Annotated in this window: 17 protein-coding genes; 3 read left to right on the top strand and 14 right to left on the bottom strand. The window is 71.2% G+C overall.

What is annotated here, in order from left to right:
* Positions 1-38 precede the first annotated feature (38 nt).
* On the top strand, positions 39-389 hold the full coding sequence (locus K6T36_RS03020; protein WP_222922545.1) for a hypothetical protein: 351 nt from the start codon (positions 39-41) through the stop codon (positions 387-389).
* A gap of 4 nt (positions 390-393) precedes the next feature.
* On the opposite strand, the gene tpiA is transcribed toward K6T36_RS03020, so the two are convergent.
* Together tpiA and K6T36_RS03010 are read right to left on the bottom strand one after the other, a co-directional pair.
* Positions 394-1,053, bottom strand: coding sequence for a triose-phosphate isomerase (gene tpiA / locus K6T36_RS03015; RefSeq protein WP_225935165.1), 660 nt, complete (start codon positions 1,051-1,053; stop codon positions 394-396).
* A 144-nt stretch (positions 1,054-1,197) separates the two neighbouring features.
* Positions 1,198-1,728 carry a multiprotein bridging factor aMBF1 gene (locus K6T36_RS03010; RefSeq protein WP_222922544.1) on the bottom strand — a complete coding sequence of 177 codons (531 nt, stop codon included), beginning with the start codon at positions 1,726-1,728 and terminating at the stop codon, positions 1,198-1,200.
* A gap of 158 nt (positions 1,729-1,886) precedes the next feature.
* On the opposite strand from K6T36_RS03010, the gene K6T36_RS03005 reads away from it, so the two are divergent.
* Positions 1,887-2,024 carry a DUF7503 family protein gene (locus K6T36_RS03005; protein ID WP_222922543.1) on the top strand — a complete coding sequence of 46 codons (138 nt, stop codon included), beginning with the start codon at positions 1,887-1,889 and terminating at the stop codon, positions 2,022-2,024.
* Here the strand turns inward: K6T36_RS03005 and K6T36_RS03000 are convergent.
* The 9 genes from K6T36_RS03000 to K6T36_RS02960 all read right to left on the bottom strand — a co-directional run bounded on the left by K6T36_RS03000 (position 2,008) and on the right by K6T36_RS02960 (position 11,816).
* Complete coding sequence (locus K6T36_RS03000) at positions 2,008-4,287, bottom strand: hypothetical protein (protein WP_222922542.1); 2,280 nt, start codon at positions 4,285-4,287, stop codon at positions 2,008-2,010. The two genes, K6T36_RS03005 and K6T36_RS03000, sit on opposite strands and share 17 nt — an antisense overlap.
* A gap of 4 nt (positions 4,288-4,291) precedes the next feature.
* Positions 4,292-5,188 (bottom strand): DUF7504 family protein, encoded by an 897-nt coding sequence (locus tag K6T36_RS02995; protein ID WP_222922541.1) that lies wholly within the window; start codon positions 5,186-5,188, stop codon positions 4,292-4,294.
* Positions 5,189-5,271: 83 nt separating this feature from the next.
* A complete protein-coding gene (locus tag K6T36_RS02990) occupies positions 5,272-5,889 on the bottom strand; it encodes a CDP-alcohol phosphatidyltransferase family protein (protein ID WP_222922540.1) in 618 nt (205 codons plus the stop codon).
* The gene (locus K6T36_RS02985; protein ID WP_222922539.1) at positions 5,886-6,416 is read right to left on the bottom strand and encodes an adenylate kinase family protein; all 531 of its coding nucleotides are present in this window, start codon (positions 6,414-6,416) and stop codon (positions 5,886-5,888) included. Before K6T36_RS02985 ends, K6T36_RS02990 begins: the two co-directional genes overlap by 4 nt.
* Positions 6,413-7,507, bottom strand: coding sequence for a histidinol-phosphate transaminase (gene hisC / locus K6T36_RS02980; protein WP_222922538.1), 1,095 nt, complete (start codon positions 7,505-7,507; stop codon positions 6,413-6,415). The genes K6T36_RS02985 and hisC overlap by 4 nt, the downstream gene beginning before the upstream one ends.
* Positions 7,508-7,610: 103 nt before the next feature.
* The gene (locus K6T36_RS02975) at positions 7,611-7,973 is read right to left on the bottom strand and encodes a hypothetical protein (protein WP_222922537.1); all 363 of its coding nucleotides are present in this window, start codon (positions 7,971-7,973) and stop codon (positions 7,611-7,613) included.
* A gap of 36 nt (positions 7,974-8,009) precedes the next feature.
* A complete protein-coding gene (gene hflX, locus K6T36_RS02970) occupies positions 8,010-9,380 on the bottom strand; it encodes a GTPase HflX (protein WP_222922536.1) in 1,371 nt (456 codons plus the stop codon).
* Positions 9,381-9,652: 272 nt separating this feature from the next.
* The gene (locus tag K6T36_RS02965) at positions 9,653-9,943 is read right to left on the bottom strand and encodes a hypothetical protein (protein ID WP_222922535.1); all 291 of its coding nucleotides are present in this window, start codon (positions 9,941-9,943) and stop codon (positions 9,653-9,655) included.
* Between the two features lie 4 nt (positions 9,944-9,947).
* Positions 9,948-11,816, bottom strand: a complete 1,869-nt coding sequence (locus tag K6T36_RS02960; protein ID WP_222922534.1) for a helicase HerA domain-containing protein — start codon at positions 11,814-11,816, stop codon at positions 9,948-9,950.
* A 166-nt stretch (positions 11,817-11,982) separates the two neighbouring features.
* Here K6T36_RS02960 and K6T36_RS02955 point away from each other — a divergent pair, with 166 nt between their 5' ends.
* The gene (locus tag K6T36_RS02955; RefSeq protein ID WP_222922533.1) at positions 11,983-12,855 is read left to right on the top strand and encodes a halocarboxylic acid dehydrogenase DehI family protein; all 873 of its coding nucleotides are present in this window, start codon (positions 11,983-11,985) and stop codon (positions 12,853-12,855) included.
* A gap of 95 nt (positions 12,856-12,950) precedes the next feature.
* Here K6T36_RS02955 and K6T36_RS02950 read toward each other — a convergent pair whose 3' ends face one another.
* From K6T36_RS02950 to lrpA1, 3 genes are all read right to left on the bottom strand, one after another.
* Positions 12,951-13,352 (bottom strand): hypothetical protein, encoded by a 402-nt coding sequence (locus K6T36_RS02950; RefSeq protein ID WP_222922532.1) that lies wholly within the window; start codon positions 13,350-13,352, stop codon positions 12,951-12,953.
* Between the two features lie 69 nt (positions 13,353-13,421).
* On the bottom strand, positions 13,422-14,861 hold the full coding sequence (gene dinB / locus K6T36_RS02945) for a DNA polymerase IV (protein WP_222922531.1): 1,440 nt from the start codon (positions 14,859-14,861) through the stop codon (positions 13,422-13,424).
* A gap of 108 nt (positions 14,862-14,969) precedes the next feature.
* Positions 14,970-15,398: an HTH-type transcriptional regulator LrpA1 gene (lrpA1, locus tag K6T36_RS02940; protein ID WP_222607959.1), complete on the bottom strand. Its 429-nt coding sequence runs from the start codon at positions 15,396-15,398 to the stop codon at positions 14,970-14,972.
* Positions 15,399-15,489 lie beyond the last annotated feature (91 nt).

Raw genomic sequence — 15,489 nt, 5'->3', positions numbered from 1 at the left:
GCGGTACTCGTTTGTACCGTCGCCTCGATCGGTTCCTGATGCGACGAGTCACCGCCGTGGTCCTCGTGTCCCTCCTGATCGGCCCGATCGTCGCCTCCGTGCTCTGGAACCTCGACGAGCGGCTGGGGATCGCGATCGCGGCCGCCACGCTCGCGCTGGTCGTACTGGTCCTCCTCGGACGCCTTCGCGCGGTCGCGAGCGGCCGGACCGACGCCGATCGCGGCGGCAGCGGCGACGACGGCGAGGGCGACGGCTGGTCGCTCGTTCCCGACTGGCAGTACGAGGGTCGGTTCGCCGAGGCCGGCGGGATCACCCGCAGCGAACAGGAGCAGGCGATCCGGGAGATCGACGAACAGGCCCGGCGCGAAAGTGACCGAGAGCAGGGGTAGTCGCTTACAGCCCCGAGACGAGATCCCGCAGCACCGCCTCGGGATCGTCGGCCTTCGCGACGCCGGAGGCGAGGAGCACGCCCGTCGCGCCGAGCTCGCCCGCGGCGGTCACGTCCTCGCCCGTCGAGACGCCGGCGCCGCAGAACAGGTCCACGTCGGCGTCGACGGCCTCCACCGCCGCGACGGAGTCCTCCACGATCGCGGGGTCGGCGGTCGCGACCGACACGTCGCCGCCGATGAGCTCCGGCGGCTCGACGGCGACGGCGTCGGGACCGAGCGCCGCGGCCGCGCCCGACTGCGCGGGGTTGTTGGCGCAGACGACCGTCTCCAGTCCGGCGCGCCCGGCGGCCGCGAGGGAGGCGTCGATGTCGGCCAGCTTCAGCCGGTTCTCGGAGTGGTTGATCAGCGTGCCCGTCGCGCCCGCGTCGGCGACGGCCTCCGCCAGCGTCGAGCCGGTGTGGCTGCCGTGCTCGACGGGTGAGACGTGCTGTGCCCACGTCTCGACGCCGGTGTCCGCGACGGCCGATAGGTGTGCCGCCTGCGGCGCGACGGCGACCCGCGCGCCGGTGTCGTCGGCGACGGTCGCGCACGCCTCGGCGATCTCGACGGGGTCACACGGGTACGCCTTCAGGTTGACGAGGATCAGGGTGTCGGAGTCGCTCACGGTCGATGGGTCCGGGGGGCGCGCGAAAAGTCGCTTCGGTCGCGACAGCGGTTGCGGACGGCGCGGGTGCCGACGGCGGGGGATGCACCCGACATCGTGCGGCGCCGGAGGGGGCGGGGACGATCGCGATGACCGCGGCGTCGCTCAGTTGTCGTTGCGCTTGACAACGTCGCCGAGGGTCATGCTCCCCGAGGAGGAGCTCTCCCAGTCGGCGTCGTCGACGGCGTCACCCTCGACAAGCGAGATGCCGAGCTTCTTCTCGATCTTCTGTTGGACCTCGTCGGAGGGGAGGATGTCCCCGCGCTCGAGCTTCCGGATGACGGATGCCTTCTCGTTGATGTCGCTCGCGAGGTCCTCCTGGCTCAGCCCGGCCGACTCGCGGGCCTGCCGGATCCGGTCGTCGTAGTCGCCCGCGACCGTCTCCATGTCGTCGAACATGTCGCGGCGGCGTCCCGACGACGACGATGACGAGGACGACGACGAGGAACTCGCGGAGTCCGACGAGGACGACGAAGACGAGGAGGTGGAGTACTTCGTGGATGTCGAGGAGGAGCTCTCGGTGCGGACCTCGGTGCCGAAGTCCGAGCAGTCCGAGCACAGCTCCAGCTCCGCGCCCTCGACTTTCGTGGTGGTGAGCGACGCCTTCTCCGCGCCGCACATCTCACACTGGGGCATACCTCGACCTAGCGCGGTGTGCGGTATAAAACGTGTGCCACCGCCGGCCCGTTCGACCGGTATTTAAATACCCTAAATATCAGTAGTTGGTTCGCGTTATTTGATATCAGAATCTTTCCGATATATTCATTCAGAAACCAACGAAGGAAGCGAGTGTCATGTCCGAAGACGACGCCACGATGACGGAATGGCTGGCTGACCACCCGCGGATGATGGGCGCGCTGTTCGCGCTCGTGCTGTTGTTGTCGAGTGCGGGGAATGCCGTCGCCGGCGCTACGGTCACGTCTGGCCCGTAGATGACAACATTTCTTCCGTAATATCCCAATTCCACAACAGATCCCCGTCAAATCGGACTGGGAATCTGCCAGAGTTCAGACACTCGAATAGGCGGTCTATCGAAGTATCGATAGCAGCTGTTACTCCGGTTGCGATCCACTGCTTCTCTACACTCATCATAATTGGCTTTGCCATCCCACCCAAGCCATGTCGCTTTGTAGGATACCAGCTCGGTGTGACTTCTACTTCCCGCTGTTCCATCTCTATGTCCGTTATTTCTAGTAAAAACCCGACGCCAGTCGAGCACTGACACAACTGCACCAGTGGATCCCCCGCGATGCTGTACGCGCTCTCGGCGAACGGGCCCGTCCCGACCACGTCGAGCGCGGCATACAGCGGGAACCCGGCGTCGAACAGCCGCGCGAGGTCCCGTCCCACGCGCGTCGCCAGCGAGTTCGGCAGGTCCGTCAGCGACACGACGCCGCCGAGCGCGCCCGCCTCGACCAGTCCCATGCCCTGCTGGTAGGACGTACAGGCGTTGAGTAGGAACGCGTCGACGCCCGTCGTCTGCAGGCTCCGGAGGTCGAGGAAGCCGTCGGAACACTCCATCCCGCGCTCGTCGACGTGGCCGACGTAGTGGAAGAAGTCGTGCTCGTCGGCGAGCAGTTCGCGCAGTTCCTCGACGGTCAGGTCGCGCTCCTCGCGAATGTCGAACGTGACGTGATCGCGGAAACCGTACGTGTCGCCGAGCTCGTCGACCATCGCCTCGTCGTTGCAGACGACCGTGACGCCGATCGTCAGGTCCTCCGCCGGCGTGCGATCCAGGCGGCGGCGGTACGTCTCGACGGTCGGCTTGGCCGCACGCATCGGGAACCCGGGGCCGATCCACGCCTGCGCGATGCTGTCGGCGGGCTCTGGGGTCACGATCGACTCGGAGTCGTCGAGGGCGTTCTGCGTCGGTCCGCGGGTCGGGTCGCGGGCGGGGCCGTCCGCCTCGCTCGCGCTCCGAGTCAGCGCCGCGTTCCTGACCGCCTCCCGCGACGTGCGAACGAAGTCGTCGAGCTCGGTCACGCCCCCGTCGCTCGTCGCGTCGGTCTCGGGCGGCGGGGAGCGCACGACCGAGAGGTCGGCCGCGAGGAACGGTAGCGCGGAGGCGTTCTCCGCGACCGGAACCACGTCCGTCGTGTGGGGCCAGTCGAGGCAGTCGAGCGTCGCCTCCGTCGGCACGTCGAGGTACGCGGCGGTACGCTCGGCGAGATCGGCCTCGTACCACTCCGCCCACGGCGGGTCGAGGCGCTCGGTGAGCACCTCGTGGACGTGCAGGTCAACGTCGTACAGGCCGACCGAGCAGGCCCGCGTCGCACAATCGAGCGTGAAGCAGTGCCGGAGGAGGTCGCCGAGCTCGGCCGCGAGCGCGTCCGGGTCCCGGGGGAGTTCGTGTCGGTACTCCCCGGCCCGTAGGTACGGCTCGGCGCTCTCCTCGATATCCGCGCTGAGGTAGAACGCCAGCGGGGTCGCCGAGTACAGGGCGTCGTACGCGAACGGCAGTCCGAGCGTGACGCCGGTGTCGACGCGCTCGACGAACCGCGGAGTCTCGAACGACTCCCCGCGTTCGACCAGCGGCGGGTGTCCCCGAAGCGTCGGGAACGACCGCTCGGGCGACGTGGTCGCGAGCGCCGACCCGAACGTCGAGACCGCCCGCGCGAGCCCCGCCGGCGAGTCCGGAACCGTCACCGTCCCCGCCGGCGACGTGCGCCGCGACCGAGCGCCGAGCAGGATCTCGCCGTCGGCGTCGTCACCTGAGCCGCGCTCCGGGGAATCCAACGAGACCCGCGGGTACCGGTCCTCGTAGGAGACGCGCGCGGGCCCGTCGACGGCGACGTAGGTCTTCACGGGGGCCGTCGACAGCTCCAGCACGTGCGGCCCGGGTGGGATCCGGGCGGGCGCCTCCGCCGTCGCGGTCGCGACGACGGTGTTGTCCGCGTCGCGGACGTACACGTCGGCCGTACAAAGGGGCGTCACCGCCGTCGCCTCGACCGCCCAGCAGCCGTCGACCGGCGCGTGAAACCGATCGGCGGTGGTCAGCCGCGTCGTCGCCGGACGGGCCCCGGCCTCGGTGCCCTCGATGGCGACCGGGAGGCGGACCTCCTCGATGGAGTCGACGAGCTCGAACGTTCCCGGGCCACGCCCCCGCGCCGGGACGAGCCGAACCGCGGTCGCGCCGGCGTCCGCGTCCGTGTCCGGATCCTCGTCCGTCGGCGTTCGGGAGGTTCGTTCCGTCATGCGGTCACCGGAGGGCGTTCCACTCGGTCGTTCCCCACCCGACGATGTGCCATCGCTCCTCGGGAACGGGGGTTGTCTCACGGCATCGTAGCTCGACGATCACGTCGAGGTCGTCGTCGAGGAGCTCGGCGAACTCGGAGACGATCGGGTCCGATCGCGGATCCTCGTCCGTGGGCCGTGGGAGGTGAAAGTGCGCCATGCCGCCGCGGTCGCGCGTCGTGCGCGACACCTCTCGCAACAGATCCCCCGTCGCCTCGCTTCCCAGCGTCGCACAGAGCATGTCGACCCGATAGATGCCGACCCGGAGCCCGAGTCGGTTCGAGCGGTCCTCGTCGACCTCGTCGATCGCTTCGAGCAGCGTCGTCCGCACGGTCGCCGCGTCCCCGTCCCCAGCCCCGTCGTTCGCGACGGTCCCATCGTCGCTGACGGTCCCGTCGAGGTCGATCCGATCCGGCCCGGTGTCGGGGTCGGTGGTCGCGTTCGGCGTGTCGGTCGCCTCCGGCTCCGATCCGAACGCCGTCGGCGCGGCCGCGTCAGGTCCCGCCGAGTCGGCGTCGGGTCCCGACCCGGCGGCGTCCGATCCCGCCGCGGCCGCCGGGTCCCGGACGGTCCCGTCGAGGCGAACGACCGCGGCGCCGTCGTCCGCCGCGTCGACGCCGTCCGGAAGCCACGCCTCCGGCGACTCCGTCCCCCCGGCCGTGAGCGCGAGCACCCGCCGTCGCCGTCGTTGCGTCGCGCCGAAGTACCGCGAGGACGCGACGCGATAGGCCTCCTCGGAGACGTCCCCGGTGACGAGCACGCAACACCCGTCGTCGAGCTCCGCCAGCGCCGCCGAGAGCGTGGAGTCCGATCCTCGGCGGATCGACTCGGCGGCGTCGGGGTCCTCCGTCGTACCGGTCATACCATCGCCATTCCACCCGGGGGACAAAAGTATTCGTCCGTACACACGTCCCGCGTCGCTCGGTTCGCGCGACACGACCGCGGTCACCGGAGGTCGGTCCACGCGCCCCAGAAGCGCTGCAAGGCGGTGAGGTGGCCGACGACCGCGAACACGACGAGCAGCAGGCCGACGACCCCGAGGCCGGCGACAAGCGACCCCGGAACCGCGGCGGCGACGACGCCGACGATGCCCACGAGCGCGAGCCGGTCGGCGCGGCCCAACAGCCCGCCGTACTCGCGGCCGATGCCGACGGCCTGGATCTGCGTGCCGAGATACGAGGTCATCAACACCCCCGTCACCGCCGCGAGCCCGAGGCCGTAGCGGCCGATCCCGGCCGAGAGGCCGACGAGCACCGCGATGTCGGCGTAGCGGTCGAGCACGTGATCCAGCAGATCGCCGCCGGAGGAGTCGGTCCCCTGTGCCCGCGCGAGCGCGCCGTCGACGAGGTCGAGCCACCCGTTGGCGAACACCAGCAGCGAGCCGGCGACGTACGACAGCGGCGCCTCCGCGGGGGGCGCGAGCCCGAACGCGACGCCGGCGGCGACGGCGCACGCGAACGCGATGATGCTCACGCCGTCGGGGGAGAGCCCGAGGCCGTCGGCGACTCGGACGAACGGGCTGAGGCCCTTCTCCGCCAAGGGCCGGAGCTGATCCAGCGTCATAGGTACTCCACGAAGTCGACCTCGCCCGCCGACGGCTCGCGGTCGCCGTCGAGCACGCGGCCCAGTTCGGTCGCGACGCGCTCCGGGTCGCGGTCGGTCGTGTCGATCTCGTACACCTGATCCTCGCCGAAGCGGTCGACGGCCTCGCCGAGGATCACGTCCAGCGCCTCGCTCTCGCGGTTCTCGCGTGCGCTCGCCTCGCTCTCCCCGCGCTCGATCAGGCGCCGTTCGAGCACGTCGGGGCGACAGCGCAACACCGCGACCCGGTCGGCGTCGAGGTAGTGCGCGAGGTGGGAGTCGACCACGCCCGACCAGTCGCCGAGGTGCTCGGCGACCGCGTCGAGGTCGGCCACGAGGGAGTCGCGCTCCTCGTCGCGCTCGACGTACAGCCCCTCCTCGCGGATCACGTCATTGAGGTGGACCACCTCGATCCCGCGTTCGGCCGCCAGAAGGTCCGTCGCGGTGGTCTTCCCGGTCCCCGGGGTGCCCGTGACCGCGAGGCGGTCGACGGGACCGCCCCCAGTCACGCTTCGACCCCGAGTTCCAGGTCCGCGAGCACCTCGTTCAGCGTCGCGACCGCCTCGCGGGTCTCCGCCTCCGTGCCGCAGGAGATCCGTACGCAGTCGGGAAGCCCGAACGAGCCGGTGTCGCGGACGATCACGCCCCGCTCCTGTGTGCGCTCCGCGACGGCGTTTCCGTCGCCGACCTCCGCGAGCACGAAGTTGCCGGCGCTGTCGAACGTCGGCGCGTCCAGTTCGTCGGCGATGTACTCCCGGGCCCACCTCGCCGACTCGACGCTCTTCTCGACGTGCTCGTCGTCGCCGAGCGCCGCGAGGGCGGCGTCGAGCGCGACGGCGTTGGCCGCGAATGGCGTGTTGACGCGGGCGTATGCGTCCGCCCACGCTCCGGGGACGAGCGCGTAGCCGATCCGCAGGCCCGCGAGCCCGTACGCCTTCGAGAAGGTGCGCGTGACCGCGAGGTTCTCGTACTCGCCGAGCAGCCCCGCCGCCGAGGGCGTCTCGGTGTACTCGCCGTACGCCTCGTCGGCGACGACGAGCGTCTCCTCGTCGACGCCCTCCAACAGCGCGAGGAGCTCGTCGCGGGGAAGTTCGCTCCCCGTCGGGTTGTGCGGCGTCGTCACGTAGACGATCCGCTCGCCGTCGTAGGCGTCGAGGATCGTGTCGGCGGTCTGGGCGAAGCCGTCGCCCTTCTCGACGGGGTACGTCGCCACCTCGCCGTGGTGATAGCGCGCGCTCATCGGGTAGTAGGCGAACCCCGGGTCGGGCGTGAGCACCCGGTCGCCGGGCGACAGCATCGCCCGCGAGAGGTAATCGAGCGCGCCGTCGGCGCCGGGGCTCACCCACACCTGTTCGGGCGCGAGGTCCCACCGCTCGGCCAGCGCCTCGGTGAGGTCCGCGTGTGCGGCCTTCGGGTAGACGTGGGCGGACTCGGCGGCTGTCTTCGCCGCCTCGACGGCCTTCGGCGACGGGCCGAAGGGGTTCTCGTTCGAGGAGAGCTTCACCAGCTCGTCGGGGTCGAGCCCGAGCTCGCGGGCCACCTCCTCGACGCCTCGGCCGGGGACGTACGGCGCGTTCGCCGAGAGGTCGCGCGTGTTCATGCGCGAGAGAAGTGGTGGACGCTTCTTAAGGATGCGTACTCCGGCCGCGCGCTCGGGTCATCGGCGACCGCGCGGCCCAGGGCGACGCGGTCGCCGCGCGCCGTCATCCCACGCCCAACGTCCGCTTCACGCGGTCGAGGAATCCCCCGTCGGTCCCGAACAGTTCCCGCTCCACGGCGTCGAGTTCGTCGTCGCCGAAGCGGTCGTCCGCCCGGGCCTCGACCAGCCAGTCGCGCCACTCCTCGTCGGTCAGGACGCCCCGCGATTCGGGGCCCCACTGCTCGCGGAGCTCCGCGCGGTCCTCGAAGGGCACGTCCATGTCGCCGCCGCCCCACACCAGCGGCGAGAGCGCGAACCCGTACTCCCCGTGGTCGAGGGGACGGAAGCGGTACGGGTAGCCGTTGAAGCTGAACACCGTCTCCGTGTCGACCGTCTCGCCCGTCGGGAGTTCGAGCGTCGCGTCCATACCGGTGAACGGCGTTCGACGCGGATGTGCCTTCGGCTACCCCACGCCGTCCGCCGGCCGGAGGTCGGCCGCGCGGCGCCGGGCCTCCTCGACGACCGACGGCCTCCCCGCGAACGCGACCTCGATCGACTCGGGGCCGTACGTCACGTCGGCGTCGCCGCGGTCGTGGAGCCACGAGACGAACGCCTGCGCCTCGCCCGAGTTCGCCACCCGGAACGTCGCCGTCGTGCCGGGGAGCGCATCGAGTACCGCCGCGCGGAGGGCGTCCACGCCCGTCCCGTCGAGCGCGCTGATCGCCACGGGCTCGCGGGTGTCCACGTCGCCGGCGGCGAGCGCGTCGTCGACGACCGCGAGCGCCGCCTCGCGCTCGGCGTCGTCCAGTCGGTCCACCTTGTTCACGACGGGGATCACCGGCCCGGTCGCGTCCGCCGCGAGCACGTCGACGGTCGTTTCGAGGCGACGCCGGAGCCGTTCCTCGTCGGCGCTCGCGTCGACGACCGCGAGCACGGCGTCGGCGGTACCGATCTCGTCGAGGGTCGCCGAGAAGGAGCGAACGAGGTCGTGCGGGAGGTCGGCCACCAGTCCGACGGTGTCGGTGAGGAGCGCCCGCCGTCCGCCGAGCGTCGCCCGGCGGGTCGTCGTCTCAAGCGTCTCGAACAGGCGGTCCTCCGTCGTCGCCGTCTCGGGCAGATCCGCGTGACCGGGGTCGTCCACGTGCCCCGGACGATCGGCGTCCTCGTCACTCTCGGCGCCTTCGCCGCCGGAGTCGACCGCGAGGTCGTCCGCCAGTCGCCGCAGCAGCGTCGACTTCCCGGCGTTCGTGTAGCCCGCGAGCGCGACGAGGTCGAACCCCTCCTCGCGGCGTCGCTCGCGGCGGTCGGCCGCCGCGTCGGCGATGTCGTGGAGGTTCGCCTCCAGCGTGTCGATCCGACGCTCCACGTCCAGCACCGGCGACCCCTTCTCGGTCGCCCGGTTCAGGACGGATTCCTCGGTCGCGCGTCGCACCCGCGGCAGTTCGTACCGGAGCGTCGCCAGCCGAACCTGCGTCCTCGCCGCGGCCGACCCCGCCCCCTCGGCGAAGATCTCCAGCACCAGCCGGTAGCGGTCCGCCAGCGTCGCCGCCGGCGGGAGCAGGTCAAGCAGGTCGGCGTACTGTCCCGGCGTGAGCCCGCCGTCGAAGACGACCGCGTCGGCGTCGACCTCGGCGACGAGGTCCGCCAACTCGCCGGCCTTCCCCTCGCCGAGGTTGTAGCGCAGGTCCTCGGTGCGTCGCTGTGTCACTTCGCCGACCACGTCGTAGCCAGCCGCCTCGGCGAGGCGCCGGATCTCCGTCGTGTCGGGCGTCGAATCCGCGTCCCGGGCGGCGACGACCGCGCGCCCGCCGGTGAGTCTGTCTCGTACGTTCACTGTGTGTCGTGGCCGCGCGCCCGCCGGAGTCGGAAGGTGAGTCCCGACCCCGCCGCGCCCGCCGCCGATCGCTCGCTGGTCGTGCGTCCCGGGGACCGCGCGGCCCCCGCCGTGTCGACCGGCGCGCCCTCGCCGACGCGTCGGTCAACGGGACGGAGAAGAGGTCTCCATTGACGACAGCGTCGACACCGAGCGTCAAGAGGCTTCCCCCGGGTCGTGAACGACTCACACTCCGACGCGGGCGTCGGCACTCGATCGCCGTCCAGCGGAGTTCAGTCGTCCCGGTCGACCGCTTCGATCAGGTAGTGGTGGTCGTCCTGCTTGACCAGGTCCGCGGCCTCCCGCATGCTGACGGCGTACCCCGTCGGGCCGCGTTCGAGCTCGTGATCGGCGTTCACGCGCACGAGGTTGCCGATCACCTGCGCCGACGGCGGCTTCTGGGCGGCGCCGCAGTCGTACACGGTGAGGAGCTCGTTGCCGTCGTCGGTCTCGTAGACGATGACCCGCGCGTGCGCCGCCAGCCGCCAGCGGTCGTCGCCGCTGGGCGGGAGTTTCAGCGTCACGGCCTCACGGCGACACGTCCGGGTCGAGCCCGGCGCGCGCCTCGATCTCGGCGATCACTTCCACGAGGTCCTGTTCGTCCGTGTGCTCGCCGTACACCCGCCGGACCAGCTCCGGCAGGGCGTAGGCGTACTCGCCCCGGCTGCGATGCTCCACGAACCCCGCCCGTCGCAACACTTTGTTTCGGGCGTACGCGTACCGTCGGTCGCCCGAACCGTCGGCGGCGCGGTGCGCCTCGACCGGCGTCGCTCGGCCGGCGCGGCGGTAGGCCGTCAGCATCCCGCGGGTCACCTCCTCCAGCGACTCGACGGCGCGAACGAACCCCGCGACGACGGCCTCGCGGCGGCGCAACTCGTCGCCGTCGATGAACGCGGCCGCGTCCTCGACGCCGTCGAACCCGGAGCGCGACCGCGCCGGCGAGATGTCCACGCCGTCGGTCGGCGGTACCGCGCTCGCGACGCGGTCGTCGCTCGCCCCCGCGGGCGAGTCCGCCGGGTCGCCGGCGGCGTCCGACCCCGTCGTCGCCTCCGCGGTTCCGTTGCCGGCGGCCGTGTCGGACGCGTCGCTCGTGCGCTCCCCCGCCTGCTCGGACGCGGGGCGGTCCCGTCTCCCGTCGTCCGCTTCGGCCGGCGCGGCGGGCGCCGCCGCGGCCTCGGGGTCCTCGTAGTCGTGCAGTTCTGCTTGGTCCTCGACGGGGGTACCACCGAACTCTGCGTCACCATCGCGGCGTTGCGGCTCCGGCGCCGAGCCGTTCCCCCCGGGTGCAGGCCCGGCGTCGCCCGCCCCCCGTCCGAAGTTCCGCCCGCTTCCGCCGCGATAGGGTGCATCGGCCTTCTGGAGCAGCGCCTGCGCGAAGGTGTCGGCCATGTCGGACATGTCCCGCGCCTCCTCCAGCTCGCGTTCGAGTTGAGTGATCTGCTGTTCCTTCTTGTCCAGCTCCTGGCGCAGATCCGCGAGTTCCGACTCCGTGCGCTCGCGTTCGTCCGTGATCGTCTGCAGCTCCGAGACGAGGTCGCCCGAGACGGACTTGAGGTCGGGGCGCTCGAAGTCGTCGAGGCCGGGCGTCGCGCCCGCGTCGAACGTCTGTTTGCGGTGGAACTGCACCCGGCGGATCGACTCGGCCCAGTCGGTCATCAGGAACGCCTCGCCGTCGTCCATGTCCTCGATGGCCTCGCCGTAGTCGCTTCCCAATATCCTGGAGACGACCTTCGTGTCGTTGTCCCAGGTGAGCCGGTGCCAGCAGAGCCAGTCGCACTGGGTGATGAAGTCCTTCTTCACGTCGGCCGGGCGCTGGGAGATGCCGACGATGCCGAGGCCGTGTTTGCGCCCGCGTTTCCCGATCTTGATCAGCGTCTTGCCCGTCTTGTCCATCCCGGCGCCCTCCGGGATGTACTCGTGACACTCCTCGACCAGCATGAGGAACGGCTTCTTGAGCTTCTTCTCCTTGGCGAACAGCTGTCTGGCCGTCTCGCGGATCAGCTCGGAGGCCTCGTCCTCGTCGAGGTACCCCGACACGTCCAGGATGATCGGGACGTTGTCCTCCAGCGCGAGCGAGGCGATCTTGCCCGCGTGCTCGCTCGACACCTGGATGTCGCACTCCTCGTCGGCGCCGACGTGGAGGATCTCGAACTCCTCCTTCAGCCCGTAGTACTCGCCGTCGGAGTCGACGATGAGGACCGGAAAGCTGTTCTCCAGCAGCTTCTCGATGACGACCGAGGCGGTGTTGGACTTCCCGGATCCCGACTTCCCCGTGATGAACCCTCGGCCCGTCAGGATCTCGACCACCGGAAGCGAGATGGGCGTACCCGCCGACAGCTCCGATTCGCCGCCGGTCCCGTCGCTCACGTCCGCGACGGTGATGGTCTCGTCGCTCATTACCGAACCCTGGCTCCCCACCGGGCTTAAACTTCGGCAGTCGCGTCCGACGCGCGTCTGACGCCGGCGACCGGCGGCGGACGCTCATTGGGCTTCGTCGTTCCGGGATGCGTCGGCAGCACAGCCGCGGCGTGGATTTAGGTGCGCACCGATCGACGCCCCGCGCATGGACACGAGCCTGGAACTCCACGCGGCCGACGCGACCGGCTGGCGCGCCGGCATGTACGACGACATCCGCGCCACCGTCCGCGCGCCGGTCGTCAACTGGATCTGGCGGACGGCGACGGCGAACCACCCCGAGTTCACCCGCTACCTGTGGGGACAGGTCAAGCCCGCCTTCGAGACGCGCGCGTTCGCGGCGGCGTCGGTCGCATACCGCGACGCCGTTCTCTCGGCCGTCGACGGCCCCCGCTACCGCCCCGGCGACCTCGACCTCGCGCCGGCCGAGGCGCGGGAACTGCGCGGGCAGATCGCCACCTTCGACGCCGTCGCGCCGCGGCTCGCCGTACTGTTCGAGCTGGTCGACCGCGCGATGAACGGCGGCGACGTTGGGACCGCGGTGCCCGACGACCCGGCCGCGACCGGGCCGTACCCCGCCGGCCTCGACGCCGACCGCGGGCTCGACCCCTCGATGGTCGCCGTCGACGCCGTCCCCGACGCCGCGGCCGACGCTGTCGACGCCATCCGCGCGTTCCACGGCTTCGACGACGACAGCCTCCCGAGTATCTACCGCTGTCTCGCGCAGTGGCCCGGCTTCCTCGATCGGCTGTGGGGCGACCTCGAACCCGAACTGCGCTCCGATGACTTCGACGCCGCTGTCGCCGATGCGTCGGCGGTCGTCGACGACTACGTCGAGGGGCTGGCCTACCGCCCGGCGCTCTCGCGGGAATCCGCGGTGGCGGCGGGCTTCGACGCCGAGGCCGTCGACGACGTGGCGGGACTGTTCGCACGGTTCAACGGCGGTCCCGTCGAGACGGTGATCCCCGCGCTGCCGCTGTTCGCCGACGCCGTCGGCGCGAGCGGACGGCGTCGACTGTAGCACGCGAACGGCTGTAGGACGCGAGGCGCGGCGGCGGCAAGCGAGGTGACGGAAGTGATCCGGTCAGGCGACTGCCCGGTCGGCCGCCCGCGCGGTCAGCCGGCCGCCCGGACCGCCTCGACCGCCTCGTGCCACTCGCGCGCCACCTCGTCGGCGCGCTCCTTCTTGTCCTCGATGTCCTGCTGGTCCCGGAGCCAGTACAGGTCCGTGTAGAAGGCGACCAGCGCCTCGACCTCGTCGTCCGTCAGGTGCCCCACGCGGTCGGCGTTGTTCTCGTACACCTGCGGCGGCTCGACGCTCGCGGCGAGCGCCTCGTAGCGACCCTCCTCGGCGAGGTCGGCCACGTACGACAGCGCCTCCAGTTCGGTTCGGAACGCGAGCCGGAGGTGATCCGTCTCGGCGCGTCGCCGGCGGCGGAACACGAAGTACGATCCGGCGGCCGTCGCCACCGCGCCGACGAGGCTCCCGAGCACGAGTCCGGTCGCGATGCCTGCCATGCTCGATCCGTGTCGTCCGCGCCCGAAAGGTTCGTCGGCGGTCGGCAACCCGCCGCGGTCGGCGACGGCCTACCCGAACTCCCCGAGGTCGACCTGTCCCCGTCGGCGTCGCCGGCGGCGCTCCCGCTCGGCGTCGGGGTCGCCCTCGTCGGCCCACTCGTCGAGCGTCGCGTCGCCGTCGGCCGACCGGCGCGTCACGTCGTCCGCGTCCGCGTCGCCGGCGGCGTCGGCGTTGGCCTCCGCATCCGAGTCTGCGTTGGCGTCCGCGTCGGCTCCGCGGTCGTCGTCGCTGTCCTCCTCGGAGTCGGCCGCCGACGCGGGCGCCGCACCCTCGTACCCGCCGAGCGTCGCCTGCTCCTCGGCGGCGAACGAGAGGTTCGACACGCGGACCCCGAGCTTGCGGACCGTCTCCCCCGCGAACTCCTCCAGCAGGTCCAGCGCCACCTCCTCGACTAGGTCGGGGTCGTCGACCGGCCCCGGCAGCGAGTCGGCGCGCGTGTTCACGTCGAACGGGGGGCACACGACCTTCACGCCGATCGTGCGGTACATCGCGCCGCGCGAGCGCGCACGCTCGGCCACGTCGGCCGCCAAGGCGCGAACCCGCTCGCGTTGCGTCTCCGCGTCGGCGGTCCGCCCGGCCGACTCCCGCGACAGCGACTTCGGGCGCCCCGTCGGCGTCACCTCGCGGTCGTCGCGCCCGTTCGCGCGCTCGTGGAACTCCCGGCCGCGCGAGCCGAACCGCGCCTCCAGCTCGGCGGGGTCCGCGTCGGCGAGGTCGCCGGCCGTCTCGATGCCCATGTCCGCGAGGTCGCCGGCCGTGACCGGACCGACGCCGTGGATGTCCGAGACGGGAAGCGGCGCGAGGAAGTCGGCCACCTCCCCCGGCTCGACGACCGTCAGACCCTCGGGCTTGTCGTAGTCGGAGGCGACCTTCGCGGTCGCCATGTTCGGCGCGACGCCGACGCTTGCGGATACGCCCGCCTCCCGTTCGATACGCTCGCGGACGTGGCGGGCGAATCCCTCCGCGAGCGGGGCGTCGCCGGCGCCCTCGCCCGTGTTCCAGGAGGTACGGTCGGTCACGTCGAGGTACGCCTCGTCGATGCTCACCTCCCGGACCGTGTCCGCGAGGTCGTGCAGCGCCGACTTCACGTCGCCGGCGACCTCCTTGTAGAACGCCATGTCGACGGGCCGGTAGTGGCCCGCCTCCGCGGGGTCGGGCGCGTCCGGGTCGTCGGGGTCCGCGTCGGCGACGCGGGGGAGCCGCTCCAGCGCCTTCGAGATAGGCTGGGCGGACTCGACGCCGAACTCGCGCGCCTCGTAGCTCGCGGTCGCGACCGCCCCGATCGTGTCGCCCGGCTCGTACCCCATCCCGACGACCACCGGCTCGCCCGCGAGGTCGGGCTCCTTCAGTCGCTCGCAGGAGGCGTAGAAACAATCCATGTCGACGTGGAGGACGACGCGCTCGCCGCGACTCTCGTCCGTCGGCGCCCCCGGAAGCGTCTCCTCCATACGAGTCGGTGAGTCCCCGAACCCTCAAAAACCGTCGCCACCCGCGGTGAAAGTGAAGCCAGACTGTCGAAGCGTCCCCGCCGACTGTCCCGCCAGCCGTCCAGTCTGCTACTTCAGCCGTTCCTGCAGCACCGACGGGTGCGCCGCGGTGACGCCCTCGACCCCGCCGATGTCCTCGGAGATCACCTCGCCGAGTTCCTCGCCGTCGGCCGCGCGGACCTCGGCCATGAACATGTGGTCGCCGGAGGAGGTGTACAGCGAGACGACCGAGTCGAGTTCCTTCAGCGCCCGCGTCGCCTCGACGTAGCGTTCGCTGTCCACGTCGATGCCGACGAGCGCGATCGTCTGCCCGGAGAGCTTCTTGGGGTCGATCTCCGCGGAGTACCCGACGATGACGCCCTCGTCTTCGAGCTTGTTGATGTACTTCCGCACCGTCGGCTTCGAGACGCCGGCGCGGTCGGCGATCTCGGCGTAGGAGGCCTGGGCATCCTCCTCGAGCGCTTCGAGGATGCGGTCGGCCGTCGAGGACGTACTCATTGCCGTATGATTTCGCCCCGCAGAAAAAATACCTTGCGAATAAGAAAACGGTAGTTGTGTCGACGATAACCCCGCGAGCCGGCCGGAAGCG

It is taken from the genome of Halobaculum roseum (assembly GCF_019880245.1).
In the GTDB taxonomy this organism is placed as follows: Archaea; Halobacteriota; Halobacteria; order Halobacteriales; family Haloferacaceae; genus Halobaculum; species Halobaculum roseum.
The sequence above is the reverse complement of the archived record's forward strand: the minus strand, read 5'-3'. Positions and strand labels throughout refer to the sequence as shown.